12 protein-coding genes are annotated in these 14,616 nt (G+C 66.0%); 5 read left to right on the top strand and 7 right to left on the bottom strand.

Annotated elements, in window-relative coordinates; translation table 11 throughout:
- Together VKZ87_RS00285 and VKZ87_RS00280 are read left to right on the top strand one after the other, a co-directional pair.
- Positions 1-611, top strand: a 611-nt coding sequence (locus VKZ87_RS00285; protein WP_324219232.1) for an NAD(P)/FAD-dependent oxidoreductase, incomplete at its 5' end; no start/stop codon positions are given.
- Between the two features lie 99 nt (positions 612-710).
- Complete coding sequence (locus tag VKZ87_RS00280) at positions 711-1,991, top strand: hypothetical protein (protein ID WP_324219231.1); 1,281 nt, start codon at positions 711-713, stop codon at positions 1,989-1,991.
- Here VKZ87_RS00280 and VKZ87_RS00275 read toward each other — a convergent pair.
- The 6 genes from VKZ87_RS00275 to VKZ87_RS00250 form a co-directional block, all read right to left on the bottom strand.
- The gene (locus VKZ87_RS00275) at positions 1,954-3,096 is read right to left on the bottom strand and encodes an acyl-CoA dehydrogenase family protein (protein ID WP_324219230.1); all 1,143 of its coding nucleotides are present in this window, start codon (positions 3,094-3,096) and stop codon (positions 1,954-1,956) included. The two genes, VKZ87_RS00280 and VKZ87_RS00275, sit on opposite strands and share 38 nt — an antisense overlap.
- A gap of 3 nt (positions 3,097-3,099) precedes the next feature.
- The gene (locus tag VKZ87_RS00270; protein WP_324219229.1) at positions 3,100-3,633 is read right to left on the bottom strand and encodes a GNAT family N-acetyltransferase; all 534 of its coding nucleotides are present in this window, start codon (positions 3,631-3,633) and stop codon (positions 3,100-3,102) included.
- Complete coding sequence (locus VKZ87_RS00265; RefSeq protein WP_324219228.1) at positions 3,630-5,597, bottom strand: acetyl/propionyl/methylcrotonyl-CoA carboxylase subunit alpha; 1,968 nt, start codon at positions 5,595-5,597, stop codon at positions 3,630-3,632. The genes VKZ87_RS00270 and VKZ87_RS00265 overlap by 4 nt, the downstream gene beginning before the upstream one ends.
- A gap of 45 nt (positions 5,598-5,642) precedes the next feature.
- Positions 5,643-6,800: an acyl-CoA dehydrogenase family protein gene (locus VKZ87_RS00260; protein WP_324219227.1), complete on the bottom strand. Its 1,158-nt coding sequence runs from the start codon at positions 6,798-6,800 to the stop codon at positions 5,643-5,645.
- Positions 6,801-6,956: 156 nt separating this feature from the next.
- On the bottom strand, positions 6,957-8,576 hold the full coding sequence (locus VKZ87_RS00255) for an acyl-CoA carboxylase subunit beta (RefSeq protein ID WP_324219226.1): 1,620 nt from the start codon (positions 8,574-8,576) through the stop codon (positions 6,957-6,959).
- Positions 8,577-9,449, bottom strand: coding sequence for an SDR family oxidoreductase (locus VKZ87_RS00250; RefSeq protein ID WP_324219225.1), 873 nt, complete (start codon positions 9,447-9,449; stop codon positions 8,577-8,579).
- Positions 9,450-9,624: 175 nt separating this feature from the next.
- Here VKZ87_RS00250 and VKZ87_RS00245 point away from each other — a divergent pair, with 175 nt between their 5' ends.
- Complete coding sequence (locus tag VKZ87_RS00245) at positions 9,625-9,915, top strand: SCP2 sterol-binding domain-containing protein (RefSeq protein ID WP_324219224.1); 291 nt, start codon at positions 9,625-9,627, stop codon at positions 9,913-9,915.
- Between the two features lie 86 nt (positions 9,916-10,001).
- Here VKZ87_RS00245 and VKZ87_RS00240 read toward each other — a convergent pair whose 3' ends face one another.
- Positions 10,002-12,263 carry a methyl-accepting chemotaxis protein gene (locus tag VKZ87_RS00240; RefSeq protein ID WP_324219223.1) on the bottom strand — a complete coding sequence of 754 codons (2,262 nt, stop codon included), beginning with the start codon at positions 12,261-12,263 and terminating at the stop codon, positions 10,002-10,004.
- A 368-nt stretch (positions 12,264-12,631) separates the two neighbouring features.
- On the opposite strand from VKZ87_RS00240, the gene fabI reads away from it, so the two are divergent.
- A complete protein-coding gene (fabI, locus tag VKZ87_RS00235) occupies positions 12,632-13,474 on the top strand; it encodes an enoyl-ACP reductase FabI (protein WP_324219222.1) in 843 nt (280 codons plus the stop codon).
- 12 nt (positions 13,475-13,486) lie between these two features.
- Complete coding sequence (aroC, locus tag VKZ87_RS00230) at positions 13,487-14,596, top strand: chorismate synthase (RefSeq protein ID WP_324219221.1); 1,110 nt, start codon at positions 13,487-13,489, stop codon at positions 14,594-14,596.
- Positions 14,597-14,616: the final 20 nt, after the last annotated feature.

The raw sequence follows: 14,616 nt of genomic DNA, 5'->3' as shown, positions 1-14,616 counted from the left end.
TCGCCTGGTCGGATCCCTTCCGCAGCCGCCATGCCGGTGCGCCGCTGAAGAGCATCGCCGTCTCGTTCAACGATCAGCGTGTACGCAGCGAGGCAATGATCACCGAGGCCGGCATCGAGGGCGGCGCGATCTATGCGCTTTCGGCTGCGTTGCGGGAGGCCATCGAACGCGACGGATCAGCCCTGCTGCGGATCGACCTGCGGCCGGATCTCGATCCGGAGACCGTTGCAAAGCGCCTGAACGGGCCGCGCCGCGGCGCCTCGCTGGCGAACTACCTGCGCAGGCAGCTCGGCCTTTCTCCCGTTGCCATCGGGCTCGTGCAGGAAGCGCTGCATGCGGGCGAGACAGGACCGCTGCAGGATCTGGTCAAGGCGCTGCCGCTGCGGCTCACCGCGCCGTTCGACATCGCGCGCGCCATCTCAACAGCCGGCGGCATCGCGCTGAACGAGATCGACGGGCATCTGATGCTGCGCAAACGGCCGGGTGTTTTCGTCGCCGGCGAGATGCTCGACTGGGAAGCGCCGACCGGCGGCTACCTGCTGCAGGGCTGCATGGCGACGGGCGTGGCGGCTGGTAAGGGTCTGCTTCGCTGGGTCGGCGCCGGATCCTGAACCGCACATACCGTCTTATGCGTTTGAGGAAGGTGCTCCTGCTGCGCCTTTGGCGCCTTTCTGTTCTCATGGTTTCCCGCATCAAAAGGAAGCCAGCCCTTGGAAAGAAGCCCCTACCCCACGCCTGACGACATCATCCGGTCGGTCGGATGCCTCGGTGCCTCCAACATTGACCAGTGTCTGCTCGATACCGCCGACACCGAGTTCAACAAGGAAGAGGGTGAAGGGCCACAGGACATCGAACGGGCTTTCAACTGCCTGCGCGCGATCCTGATGCGCCACTGGGACAATCCTGCGCCCGAGATACAGAAATATGTTGCCGCCGCGTTGATGCGCCGCGCCCAGATCTTTGCCCATTTCCGGGAATTCGATGCCGCGCGCAACGACTTCGCCGAGGTGCGGGGCCGCTACGAGCATTCCCGCGATATCGAGGTCCGCCGGTCGGTAGCCGCCGCCTTTTACGAGGCCGGCAACATGGAAGAGAAGCTGAACAATACGGATGATGCGGTCGAGTGGTACGAGGCTGCGATCGATCTGTTCGGCAATGACGACGATGACATGATCGACATCCAGGTGGCCGACATGCGGATCGATCTCGCCATCATCTACTTTGGCCGGGAGTGGCGCGATCTCGGAAGCGAACTTCTGGATGCGGGGATCCGGCGCTGGGAATCGCACGTGGAATACTGGCTGCGGCGCAAGGTGGCGAACATGCGCATGCATCGCGCCCTGGAGGCCGCATACTCTGCAGAGACCGTACAGGAGCAGGAATCAGCCCTGTCATTACTGGATGAAGCGATAGCATACACCGATTGCGCTCTCGGTCAGTTTCTTCACTTCATTCAGGGCGCCTGCTTCGCGGAGAAGGTTAAGCTGCTGTACAAAATGGACCGTTGCGATGACGCCATAGAGTGTTCGGAGCACTTCCGCGAGAGGGCAATAGAGGAGCTACGCGACAATCCTCCCAATTCGAAGGAAACCGTCGAGCAGCTCCAGAAACACCTCCGCGAGACCGCGCTGATTGCCGCCCACTCCCACAATTTTCTCGATCAATCCGAATTGGCACTGATTGCCTGCGACCGCACGGGGATCTCCAACGGTGACGGAGAATACACATCTGTCAGAGATAAGGAATTCGCCATCAGTGCGTTGTCGGCACGCACCATTGCCCTGTCCAGGCTGCACCGGTTTCCGCAGGCAAAGAGATGTATTTTTGAGATCTACAAGATAGCCGGCCCCAAGGTGGACGACAATTGGACAACTGCAATGATGATCAGTGTCGGCAGGGCATTGGAGATCATGACGGAGGAAGCGCAGAAGGCCGGCCTGGAATTCGCCGTCATCACCATCCCAGCTGACGACTTGCCAGATCCTTCATGATCTCCTCGGTGCCGCCGCCGATGGCGTTGACCTTCACCTCGCGGTAGATGCGCTCGGACTTGCAGCCGCGCATGTAGCCCGCGCCGCCGAGGATCTGCACGGCCTCGGAGGCGCAGAAGGCCATGGTCTGGGTCGCCTGGTTCTTGAGCATGCAGAGTTCGGCGATCGGGCTTTCGCCCTGGTCGAGCGCCCAGGCGATGCGCTCCAGCATGGCCTGGCTTGCCTCGATGCGCTGTGCCATGTCGACCAGCTTGTGGCGGATCACCTGGTGTCTGATGATCGGCCTGCCGAAGGTCTCGCGCAGCTTCGCGTAATCCAGCGCCTCCTCGTAGGCGGCGCGCGCAAAGCCGATTGAGGACGCCGCGAGCCCGAGCCGCTCGTCGTTGAAGTTGAGCATGATGCCCATGAAACCGGCATTCTCGGCGCCGATCAGGTTCTCCGCCGGCACGCGGCAGTCGTCGAAATGCAGCGTCGCGGTATCGGAGGCCCACCAGCCCATCTTCTTCAGCGGCGTGCGGGTGAAGCCCGGCGTGTCACGCTCGATCAGCAGCAGCGAGATGCCGCCCATGCCCGGCCCGCCGGTGCGCACCGCCACGGTATAGAAATCGGCCCGCATGCCCGACGTGATGAAGGTCTTCTCGCCGCGGACGATGTAATGATCGCCGTCGCGTCTCGCCGTCGTCTTCAGATTCGCCACATCCGAGCCGCCGCCCGGCTCGGTGATCGCCAGCGCGGAAATCTTCTCCCCGGCCAGAACCGGCCGCAGCACCTTTTCCCTCAGCGCCGCCGAGCCGAGCTTCGCCACCGGCGGCGCGCCGATCGTATGACTCATCAGGCTGGCTGCCACGCCGCCCGATCCGGCGCGGGCCAGTTCCTGGCTGGCGATGATGGCGTAGAAGCGGTCGGCGCCGATACCGCCATACTCCTCCGGGAAGTTCAGCTGCAGCAGGCCGATTTCGGCGGCTTTCCTGTAGAGGTCGCGGGGAAACGCGCCGGCTTCGTCCCATTGGTCGACGAAGGGCGCGATCTCCCTGTCCACGAAGCGCCGCAGCTGGTCGCGGAAGGCTTCGTGTTCGGCCGTGTAGTAGGGTGACTTGCCGAGCATTCTCTATCCCTGCGGCGGACGCAGCCGCGCCATGATCACGATGTCGTCGTAATGGCCGTCCAGCTTGCGGGCGCGGATCTTGGTACCCTCGGTGACAAAGCCGAATTTGCGGTACAGCGCGATGGCGCCGGTATTGCTGGCGTAAACCTGCAGCTCGATCCGCTCCAGCCCGATCCTGGCTGCGCCCTCGAAGCAGGCCTGCATCATTCTGGTGCCCAGCCCCTTGCCGCGCCAGGGCTCGAGCAGGCCCATGCCCAGCATGCCGGCATGGGCAAAACCCGGCCGCAGCGGATTGTCGGGCGCGACATGGATGTTGCACCAGCCGACAACCGCGTCGGCCTCGTCGCAGGCCACCACGAAGGGCAGGCCGCGCTGGATCATGGACCGGACGAAGAAGCGCGCCTCCGCCGCCGAGGGCGCCTCGGTAAAGGCGAGGTAGAGCCGCTCGCGCGCCACCGTATCGAGACAGGCGCGGTAGGAGTCCGCATCGGCCTCGCGGATCGGCCGGATGACAGCCTTTGCGGCGTCGCCCCTCATGGCCGTTCCGCCGCATCGAGCGGCGTGAGTGAGACCAGCAGCTGTTTCGTCGCGACCTGGTCGCCGACCTTCACCGGCAGCCTGTCCACCGTGGCATCGGCGCGGGCCACCATCTCATGCTGCATCTTCATCGCTTCCAGGACGACGATGCGCTGCCCCCGGCTCACGCGCTCGCCTTCGGCCGCGAGAACCGCGACGATCCTGCCGTTCATCGGCGCGCGCAGCTCGCGTTCCGCCGCGGCTTCGGCCTGTCCCGGCGGCTCATAGGTGACATCGCGGCACGAGACATCGGCCCGGCCGCAGGCAATATGCAGATCGTCGCCGGCGAAGACGAAGGCAACATCCTGCTCCATTCCGCCAGCGGCCACGCGCAGGCGGCCGGGATCGCGCTGCAGCACATGAACTTCCGTGTCGCCCACGCGATAGCGGCCCCGGCCCAGCGGCATGACCAGGCATCTGCACGTCGTCTCGTCGAAGCGCAGCAGCACCGGCGAGACCAGCTGTCCGTTGGACGACCAGGCGGCATCGGGATCGTGACCGTACCGCGCGGCGCCGCGCTCGAACCACAGAATGGCTGCGATCGCCAGCAGGGCGTCATCGGGCTGCGGCGCGACGATTGCGCCGAACACTGCCGGAATGAACCGCGTTGTCGCCGTCCCGGCCGCGAATTCGGGATGCGCCAGCAGATCGATCAGGAAGCGGCGATTGGTTTCGATGCCCAGCGCCACGCTGCGCTCCAGCGCCAGGATCAGCCGGCGGCGCGCCTCCTCGCGGGTGGCGCCATGGGCGATGATTTTGGCGATCATCGGATCGTAGAAGGGCGTGATCGCCTGGCCGCCTTCCAGCAGGCCGTGATCGACCCGCACACCCTCCGGCGGCTGCCAGCGCGCCAGAAAGCCGCTCTGCGGCAGGAAATTGCGGTGTGGCGCCTCGGCGTAAAGCCGGGCCTCGAGGGCATGGCCATCCAGCCGCACATCCTCCTGCCGGACCGGCAGGGCCTCGCCGGCTGCCACGCGGATCTGCAACGCCACGAGATCGAGACCGGTCACGGCCTCCGTCACCGGATGCTCCACCTGCAGACGGGTGTTCATCTCGAGAAAGTAGAAGGAGCCGTCGGCATCGAGCAGGAATTCAACCGTGCCGGCGCCGACATAGCCGATGGCCTTCGCCGCCGCGACGGCGGCCGCGCCCATCTTCGCGCGCAGGGCGGCATCGACGGCAGGCGACGGCGCTTCCTCGATCACTTTCTGGTGCCGGCGCTGAACGGAACAGTCGCGCTCACCGAGATGAATCACGTTGCCATGGCTGTCGGCGAAGACCTGGATCTCGACATGGCGGCCGTCGATCACCGCCTTTTCCAGGATGAGCTCGCCCGAGCCGAAGGCGTTCTCGGCTTCCGAACGCGCGCCGGTGATGGCCGCGGCCAGTTCGGCCGGCTCGCGCACCAGCCGCATGCCGCGGCCGCCGCCGCCGGCTGCAGCCTTCACCATCAGCGGCAGGCCGATCTTTCCGGCCTCGCGCAGCAGGGCCGCGTCGGACTGGTCATTGCCCTGATATCCCGGCACGCAGGGCACGCCGGCTTCAATCATGCGGCGCTTGGCGGCGGCCTTGTTGCCCATGGCGGCGATGGCAGATGCCGGCGGACCGATGAAGACCAGCCCGGCATCGGCACAGGCCTGCGCGAACCCGGCATTCTCCGACAGGAATCCGTAGCCGGGATGCACCGCCCGCGCGCCGGAGTCTTTCGCAGCCTTCAGGATCGCATCGATGCTGAGGTAACTCTGCCTCGCCTCGGCCGGACCGATGCAGACGGCGCGGTCGGCCTGGCCGGTGTGCAGCGCGCCGGCGTCGGCTTCGGAATAGACCGCCACCATGCGGTAACCCAGGGCGCGGCCCGAGCGGATCACCCGGCAGGCGATCTCGCCGCGATTGGCAACCAGGATGGTGTCGAAGGGTTTATCCATGAACCTGCCCTGTCATGGCCGAACCTGACCCGGCCATCCGCGGTTTCATTTCCTCTTCCCCGGCAGGATGCCCATATATTTCGAGATGATGCCGAGCATCACCTCGTCGGCGCCACCGCCGATCGAGGCGAGCCGGCTGTCGCGATAGGCGCGGCTGATCGGGGTCTCGTTCATGAAGCCCATGCCGCCAAAATACTGCAGACAGGCATCGGTGATCTCGCGCGCCAGGCGCCCGGCCTTCAGCTTGGCCATCGAGGCCAGCAGGGTGACATCCTCGCCCTTCAGCATCAGATCGGCCGCGCGGTAGCTGATCGATCGCAGCATCTCGACCTCCGTCTTCAGCTCGGCGAGGCGGAAATGCACCACCTGATTGTCGAGGATCGACTGGCCGAAGGCCTTGCGCTGGCGGGTATATTCGATCGTCTCGTCGATATGGCGATCAAAGGCCAGCAGCGAGGAGAAGGCGCACCACAGCCGCTCTTCCTGGAACTGCTGCATCTGGTAGACGAAGCCGTGGCCTTCCTGGCCGATCAGATAGCGCTGCGGGATGCGCACGTCGTCGAAGAAGATCTGCGCCGTGTCGGAGGAGCGCATGCCCATCTTGTCGAGCTTGCGCGCGATCTGCACGCCCCTGGTCTTCATCGGCAGGCAGAACAGCGACTTGTTCTGGTGGATCGGCCCGTCGCCGGTATTGGCCAGCAGGCACATCCAGTCTGCCTGGGTGCCGTTGGTGGTCCACATCTTGCCCCCGTTGATGACGTAGTCGCCGCCATCCTTGCGGGCCGTGGTCTTGATCGCCGCAACATCCGAGCCGGCACCCACTTCAGACACGCCGAGGCAGACCACCTGGTCGCCGGCAATCGCCGGCGCGAGGAACTCCCTGCGCAGCTCGTCGGAGCCGAAGCGGGCCAGCGCCGGCGTGCCCATGTCGGTCTGCACGCCGATGCCCATCGGCACGCCGCCGCAGTTGATATGGCCCAGCGCCTCGATCATCACCATCTGGTAGGAGTAGTCGAGGCCGAGGCCGCCGTATTCCACCGGCTTGTTGATGCCGAGAAAGCCAAGGTTGCCCATCTTCTTGAACAGCTCATGGGCCGGAAAAGCGCCTGCCTCTTCCCATTCTTCGACGTGAGGGTTGATCTCGGTGTCGATGAACCTGATCAGGTTGCGGCGCAGCTCTTCATGTTCCTGGGTGAATTCCATCTCATTTCCTCCTCTGCGCCTAGCGGCCAGACTTGCCCTTTGTCATGGCCAGGCTCGTCCCGTCCATCCACGTCCTGAACAGCGCCACGCCCAACCACGCGGATGCCCGGATCAGGCCCGGGCATGACACGACAAGAGGAGCGGCACCTGTGTCCATCACATCCTCGCAATGCCGAACGCGTTTTCCCTGGTGGCGCGGGCATCAGCCTCGCGGCAGATGTCCAGGCACAGGCCGAGCACGCGGCGGGAGTCGCGCGGATCGATCAGGCCGTCATCCCAGAGCCGCGCGGTGGCGAACAGTGCCGTGCTCTCGGCTTCCATCTTTTTCACCACCTGCGCCTTCATCTTTTCCAGCGCCGCCATGTCGGGCTCGGCACCGGCCCGGCGGAACTTCTCTTCCGCCACGATGGCCAGAACGCCGGCCGCCTGTTCCGGCCCCATCACGGCGATGCGGTTGTTTGGCCAGGCGAAGATGAAGCGCGGATCATAGGCGCGGCCGCACATGCCGTAATTTCCGGCGCCGAAGCTGGCGCCGATATGCAGGGTGAGCTTCGGCACCCGGGCATTGGTGACGGCCTGGATCATCTTCGAGCCGTGCTTGACGATGCCGCCGCGCTCGGCTTCCCTGCCAACCATATAGCCGGTCGTGTTCTGCAGGAAGACGATCGGCATGTCGGCCTGGTCGCAGAGCTGGATGAACTGCGCGGCCTTGGCGGCGCCTTCGGTGTCGATCGGGCCGTTATTCCCGATCAGCCCGACCGCCTCGCCCTCGATGCAGGCCTGGCCGCAGACCGTCGCACTGCCCCAGGTCGGCTTGAAATCGGTGAACTCGCTGGCATCGACCAGACGCGCGATCACCTCGCGTACGTCATAGGGCTTGCGGTAATCGACCGGCACGATGCCGCAAAGCTCGTCGATGTCGTAGGCGGGCGGCCGCGCGGCCTTCTTCGACAGTTGCGGGCCGCGCTCGCGCCAGGGCAGGCGCTCGCAGATCTCGCGCGCGATGCGGATCGCATCGGCATCGTTCTCGGCGAGATATTCCGCAACACCGGAGATATGGGTGTGCATCTCGGCGCCGCCGAGTTCCTCATCGGTGGCGATCTCGCCGGTAGCGGATTTCAGCAGCGGCGGCCCGGCGAGGAAGATCTTCGCCCGGCCACGCACCACCACGACATAGTCGCTCATTCCCGGCACATAGGCGCCACCGGCCGTGCTGGAACCATGCACCACCGTGATCTGCGGAATGCCGGCGGCCGAAAGCCGCGCCTGGTTGGCGAAGCCGCGCCCGCCATCGACGAAGATCTCGGCCTGATAGTTCAGATTGGCGCCGCCGGACTCGACCAGATTCACCACCGGCAGCTTGTTGCGGTAGGCGATCTCCTGCGCCCGCAGCGATTTGCGCAGGCCCATCGGGGCGATCGTGCCGCCCTTGATACCCGAATCGGATGCGGTGATCAGGCAGCGGATGCCGGCCACGCTGCCGATGCCGGCGATGAAGCCGCCCCCCATGATGTTCTCGGCGCCATCGTCGTCATGCATCCGGTAGCCGCAGAGCGTCGAGATCTCGAGGAAGGGCGCGCCGCGGTCGAGCAGATGGGCGATGCGGTCGCGCGGGCTGAGCTGGCCGCGCTTCTCGAACACCGGACGCCGCGCGTTGGAGGTGTCGCGCACCCTTTGTTCCAGCGCGCGGAACTGCTCGATCAGAGCCAGCATATCGGCACGGTTCTGCCGGTACTGCTCCGATGACGTGTCGACCTGGGAGGCGATCAGCGCCATCTAGTCCTCCAGCACCTTCGGCGTGACCGCACGGTGGAACCCGTCGAAGGGTTTCGGCGCGTTATTGTGCTTCGGCAGCGGGTAATGCCGCCGCGCATTCGGGACGGCACCATCGACACGCAGTGTCGTGCCACTGATGAAACTGGCTGCCGGCGAGAGCAGGAAGACGATGGCGGCCGAGACCTCCGCCTCGTTGCCGAGCCGCTGGATCGGCACATGGTGGCGCATGTCGCGGATCAGCGGTTTCATCCAGTCGGGATAGGTGTCCATGCCCGACGAGGCAATCCAGCCCGGCGCCACGGCATTGACGCGCACGCCCGAGACACCCCATTCGCAGGCCGCCGTCTCGGTGAAATTGACCATGCCGGCGCGCGCCGCGCCCGAATGACCCATGTTCGGCATGCCGTTCCACATGTCGGCGACGATGTTGACGATGCTGCCGCCGTGATCGGCCATCCACTGGGTGTAGCATTCCCGCGCCATCAGGAAGCCGCCGGTGAGATTGTTGCGCACCACGGCGTCCCAGCCCTTCTGCGAGGTCTGCGCCAGTGGCGCCGGGAACTGCCCGCCGGCATTGTTGACCAGTCCGTCGATGCGGCCGAACCGCTGCAGCGCCGCCGCCACCGTTTCGCGCACGCGGTCTTCCTCGCGGATGTCGCAGGTCAGGCATTCAACCTCCGCACCCGGATTGTCGCTCTGCAATTCCGCAGCGACCGCCTGCAGCTTGTCGGACCTGCGGCCCACGAGGACGAGTTTCGCGCCGAGGCTGGCCAGTTCATGCGCGGTGCAGCGGCCGATCCCGGAACCGCCGCCGGTGACCAGAACGACCTGGCCGGCGAACAGATTCTCACGGAAGACCGACCGGTACGGCACGACGTTTTCACTCCCTCGCAGACTGTCGCTGCATGTCTTTTTTGTTGTACGGCAACGCTACTTGACGCTTACGTTAACGTCAATATAGGGTGCCGCTAAACCCGCATGGCGCTTGACGTTACGTCACTTCCAATGCGCCACCCCATGGTGCAAACCGGAGCCAGGAGGCCCACAAATGTCGCTCGACCAGATCACCTCGCAGATGAAGCAGCGCGTGCAGCCGGGCGCGCTTGATGCCACGGTGAAATTCGACTTCGGCGATGACGGCAAGATCTTCATCGACGGCAATGCCGGCACCGTCACCAACGACGACGGCGAGGCCGATTGCACCATCAGCATGTCGATGGAGAATTTTCAGTCTCTCGTCGCCGGCGACCTCGATCCGACCACCGCCTTCATGATGGGCAAGCTGAAGGTGAAGGGGAATATGGGCGTGGCGATGAAGCTGCAGTCGATCCTCGGCTGAGCCCGGACGAATATGGGCCGGGTCGCGGCGGCGCGTCCCGGCCCCTCTTTCCTTTTTGCCCGGTTCGCCCGGTTTTCCCGGTTCGCTCAGGCCGGGGCGCGGCCGAAATGGGCGTGGATCGCCGACAGGGCCCGTGTATCCTCGGTACGGTAGTTCATCGCCACGAAGTCGCGGTCGAGCCGGGCGACGCTGCCCTGGCAGTCGAACTCCAGCGGACCCGAGGCCGTCGTGACCCGCACCTTCAGCGGCACCGTCTGGCCCTCGCGCGGCGGATTGGCGACCGGGCCGAAGAACAGGCCGATGGACGACCAGTTGCGCAGCGGATAGGTGCCTTCGCCCATCACCACCACGTCGCCCGCCCGCGCCTCGTGACGCGGCACGCTGCGCTGCTCGACGTTGCCGCCCTCCAGCTTGAAGAAGTCGACCAGCTCGGCCAGGCCCTTCGCCATGCCGGCCAGCGTCTGCGCCGAGGCATGCGTCTCCTCCACCATCGCAGCGTTGCGCTGGGTCATCTCGTCCATGTTGGTGACGGCGACGTTGACCTCGTCGAGCGCGCGCGACTGCTCGCCCGAAGCCGTGGCGATCTCCTCGATGATCTCGCTCACCTTCTCCACCGACCGCATGATCTCGGTCAGCGCACTGGCGGTTTCGTTGACCAGCTGCGCGCCCTCGCGCACCTGGCCGGTGCTGGCCTGGATCAGCGCCTTGATATCCTTGGACGCGTTGGCGCTGCGCTGCGCCAGCGCGCGCACCTCCTGCGCCACCACCGCAAAGCCCTTGCCGGCCTCGCCCGCCCTTGCTGCTTCCACCGAGGCGTTGAGCGCCAGCAGATTGGTCTGGAAGGCGATCTCGTCGATCAGGCCGACGATCTCGCCGATCCGCTGCGCGCTGCCCTCGATCTCCTGCATGGCGGTGATGGCGCTGTCCATCACCTCGCCGCCGCGCCGCGCACTGCCGCGGGCCTCGGCGGCCAGCCGGTTGACGGTCTGGGCGTTGTCGGCATTCTGCTTCACGGTCGCCGTCACCTCGTGCATGGCGGCCGCAGTCTCTTCCAGCATCGCCGCCTGGCTTTCGGTACGGTGCGCCAGGTCCTCCGAACCCGAGGAGATCTCCGCCGATGAATGGCGCAGCTCGTCGGCCGCGGCAGTCAGCTCCTCGGCAAAGCCGCGCAGCGTCTGGGCCATGCTGTTGGTGCTCTGCTTCAGCTCGGCGAAGACGCCGCTGTACTCGCCGCGCATCTGACGCGTGACCTCGCCGTTCGACAGGCCCTGCATCACGGCGGCCAGCTCGCCGGTCACCTGGTGCAGGGTGGCGGTGAGAGCGTTCAGTCGCCGCGTGACCTCCAGCAGGAAGCCGTCCTTGCCCTCTTCCGACAGGCGGGTGTCCAGCCGGCCCTGTGCGACCTCGTCGCAGAGCGCGGCGATCTCGCGCGCCGCCACCTGCTCGCGCGCCTCGCGGGCGGTGCGCTGGCGGTCGGCCTCTTCGCGCTGCTTCTCCACCTCGGCCTGCAGCCGGTCGTTTTCCATGCCGTTGGTCTTGAACACCTCCACCGCGCGCGCGATGGCGCCGATCTCGTCGCGCTTGGCGGTGTAGGGCACGTCGGCGCTCCAGTCGCGATGCGCCAGCCGGTCGATCGCGGCGGTCAGCGCACGCAGCGGCTTGCCCACCGAGCGCGCCAGCATGAATCCGATCAGCACCAGCAGGCTGGCGTTGAGCGCCACCGCGATCGCGGTGTTGATCGCGCCGCTGCGGGTGGCGGCATCCACGTCATCAAGATACACGCCGCTGCCGATCACCCAGCCCCAAGGCGCGAAGGCCTTTACGTAGGAGATCTTGCGCACCGGTTCGTCGAAGCCGGGCTTGGGCCAGCGGTAGGAGACCACGCCCTCGCCTTTCTCGCGCGCGATGCGGGCGAATTCGATGAAGATGCGCTTGCCGTCGGGATCGGCATAAGCGCCGACATCGGTGCCCACCAGCTTCGTCGCGAAGGGGTGCATCAGCAGCACCGGCTTCTGGTCGTTGATCCAGAAGTATTCGTTTTCGCTGTAGCGCAGCGCCTGCACGGCGGCGAGCGCCGCCTGCTGCGCGGCTTCCCGGCTCATCGCGCCGCTGTCGGCCAGGCCGGCATAATGCTTCACCAGGCTGTGCGCCGTCTCCACCAGCTCGCGGGTCTTCGACTCGCGGCCGGCAAGCAGGTCGGACCGTGCCTTCATCAGATCGTAGCCGGTCTGCCCGATCAGGCTGAGGATGGCGACGGCGATGATCGCCATGATGCGGACGATGACGGGCAGGCCGAAGCCGCGCGGCGCCGCTGCGGACGCGCCAAGGGGGACAGTCTGCGCTGTCATGGTTTTCTCCTGGGAGGCGAGCCTGGGACGTGTTTTTGCGCGGCGACCTTAAGAGGCCGCCCCGGGGCCTTTAAGTTAAGAAACGGTAAGCGGTTCGTAGCGGGGCGACACCACGACGGCGGCAACCCGGGCAGCGGCGGCCGATGCCGATTCGCGGCCCGGCGCGGCGCCGGGCGGAACCGGGACCTGGGGCGAATTTCTTTGCGACGTAATGGGTTAGTCCGCTTGGCGTGAAACCGGCTTTCGGCTACTCTCCCGGCGCTGTTACCGCATCATCAACCAGGCCAAGTACCCGGCGTGGTCGCGCCGCAGCGCCCGCAAAGGCCGCGCCGGCCCGTCTCGCCTGCCACAGATTTTCGAGGGTTTACATGTCGCAACCGCAACCGCTCATGCACGGCAAGCGCGGCCTGATCATGGGCGTCGCCAATGACCGCTCCCTGGCCTGGGGCATCGCGAAGGCCGTGCATGCGCAGGGGGCGGAACTGGCCTTCACCTACCAGGGCGAGGCGCTGGAGCGCCGGGTGAAGCCGCTGGCGGACTCGGTCAGCTCCCGTCATGTGCTGGAATGCGACGTCACCAATCCCGCCTCGATCGATGCCGTCTTCGCGACGCTGGAGAAGGACTGGGGCAGGCTCGATTTCCTCGTCCACGCCATCGGCTTTTCCGACAAGAACGAGCTGAAGGGCCGCTACATCGACACCACCCCTGAGAATTTCGCGCTGACCATGAATGTCAGCTGCTACAGCTTCACGGCGGTGATGCAGCGCGCCGAGAAGCTGATGGGTGATGGTGGCGCGGCGGTAACGCTCACCTATTACGGCGCCGAGCGCGTCATGCCGCATTACAACGTCATGGGCATCGCCAAGGCGGCGCTGGAAGCCAGCGTGCGCTACCTCGCGGTCGATCTCGGCAAGAAGGGCATCCGCGTCAACGCGATCTCGGCTGGCCCGATCAAGACGCTCGCCGCCAGCGGCATCGGCGATTTCCGCTATATCCTGAAATGGAACGAGCTGAACGCGCCGCTGCGCCGCAACGTCTCCATCGAACAGGTCGGCGGCGCCGGCCTCTATCTGCTGTCCGATCTCGGCGCCGGCGTCAGCGGCGAAGTGCATCACGTTGATGCCGGCTATCACGCCGTCGGCATGGTGGCAGTGGACCAGGCGCAGCAGGTGGCCGATCTGCTTCTCTCGCTCGGCAAGAAAGCCGAGTAGTCAGCGGGCGCGATGTCGGACAACAGCTTCGGCCGGCTCTTCCGCGTCACCACCTGGGGCGAGAGCCATGGACCGGCTCTGGGCTGCATCATCGACGGCACGCCGCCGCAGGTTGCGCTGGGCGAGTCCGACATCCAGCACTGGATGGACCGGCGCAAGCCCGGCACCTCGCGCTTCGTCACCCAGCGCCGTGAGCCGGATGAGGTGAAGATCCTGTCCGGCGTGTTCGAGGGCCGCACCACCGGCACGCCGATCGCGCTGCATATCGACAATGTCGACCAGCGCAGCAAGGATTACGGCGAGATCGCCGACAAGTTCCGCCCCGGCCACGCCGATTACACCTACTGGACCAAATACGGCATCCGCGATTACCGCGGCGGCGGCCGTTCGTCGGCGCGCGAGACCGCAGCCCGCGTCGCCGCCGGGGCGGTCGCCCGCAAGGTGCTCCAGCACATCCTCGGTGATGGCGTCGCCATCCGCGGCGCACTGGTGCAGATCGGCGAGAAGGGCATCGACTACACCAACTGGAACTGGGACAGCGTCGAGCAGAATCCCTTCTGGTGTCCCGACCCGAAGATGGCGCTGGAATGGGAGGATTACCTCGACGGCATCCGCAAGGCGGGCTCCAGCACCGGCGCGGTGGTGGAAGTGCGCGCAACCGGCATTCCGGCCGGTCTGGGCGAGCCGATCTACGGCAAGCTGGATGCCGATCTGGCCGCCGCGATGATGAGCATCAATGCCGTGAAAGGCGTCGAGATCGGCGCCGGCTTTGCGGCGGCACGTCTGTCCGGCGAGGACAACGCCGACGAAATCCGCATGGCTGATGGCCGCGTGCAGTTCCAGGCCAACCATGCCGGCGGCATCCTCGGCGGCATCTCGTCAGGCCAGGAGATCGTCGTGCGCTTCGCGGTGAAGCCGACCTCCTCGATCCTGAATCCGCGCGCCACCATCGACCGCTTCGGCAACGAGACCGAGATCGCCACCAAGGGCCGCCATGATCCCTGCGTCGGCATCCGCGCCGTGCCGGTGGGTGAGGCGATGATGGCGCTGGTGCTGGCCGATCACCTGCTGCGCCATCGCGGCCAGGTCGGTGGCTTCCGCGACGGCTTCGACCGGCGCTGAGTTCCGGCCGTCGCCCGGCC

The organism is Ferrovibrio sp. (assembly GCF_035304305.1).
GTDB lineage: Bacteria > Pseudomonadota > Alphaproteobacteria > Ferrovibrionales > Ferrovibrionaceae > Ferrovibrio.
This window is presented reverse-complemented; position numbering and strand designations above follow the sequence as displayed.